Origin of the sequence: Micrococcus sp. HSID17227, assembly GCF_003989405.1 — a bacterium.
GTDB classification, from domain to species: Bacteria; Actinomycetota; Actinomycetes; order Actinomycetales; family Micrococcaceae; genus Micrococcus; species Micrococcus luteus.
This window is the reverse complement of sequence record NZ_RBLN01000505.1, coordinates 1-619: the sequence shown is the minus strand read 5'-3', so window position 1 is coordinate 619 and position 619 is coordinate 1. Positions and strand designations below refer to the sequence as shown.

At 77.1% G+C, this 619-nt stretch carries 1 protein-coding gene and 1 pseudogene; both read right to left on the bottom strand.

The features are described 5' to 3' along the window. Positions 1 to 349 (bottom strand): ATP-binding cassette domain-containing protein (locus D8M29_RS12950; protein ID WP_127446064.1); only part of this gene is annotated, 349 nt, incomplete at its 3' end. Beyond that, positions 349 to 619, bottom strand: a pseudogene (locus D8M29_RS12945) (iron ABC transporter permease); the annotation flags it as partial. The pseudogene D8M29_RS12945 and the gene D8M29_RS12950, both read right to left, overlap by 1 nt.

Below are 619 nucleotides of genomic sequence, written 5' to 3'. Positions count from 1 at the left end.
GCCGGGCCCGGTCCCAGCCGGCGGACTCGAGGCCGTACGCCACGTTCCGGCCCACGGTCCGGTGCGGGAACAGCTGCCCGTCCTGGAACACCATCCCCACGCCCCGGCGGTGCGTCGGCACCGCCGCCACGTCCCGCCCGTCGAGCTCCACCGTGCCCGCCACGACGTCCTCGAGCCCGGCGATCCCGCGCAGGATCGTGGACTTGCCCGAGCCGGAGGCGCCCACGAGCGCCACGATCTCCCCGGCGGCCACGTCCAGGTCCGTCCCCCGCACGGGGGTGGAGCCGTCCGGATAGCGGATCGCCACATCCCGCAGCCGGAGGGAGGCCCCCGTCGTCGTCGGCGTCATCACAGACCTCCCGCCCCGGCCGGGCCCCGGGGGCGCAGCCGCTCGCACACCAGCATGATCCCGGCGCTCAGCACGGCCAGCACCGTGGCCGCCGCGAGCGCCATCCCGTAGTTGTCCGCGCCCGGCCGGCCCAGCAGCCGGGCGATCAGCACCGGCAGGGTGGGCGCGGACGGGCTCGCCAGGAAGCTCGTGGCCCCGAACTCGCCCAGGGACACCGCGAAGGCGAAGCCCGCGGCCACGCCCACGCCGCGGGCGAGGAACGGGCCGTCA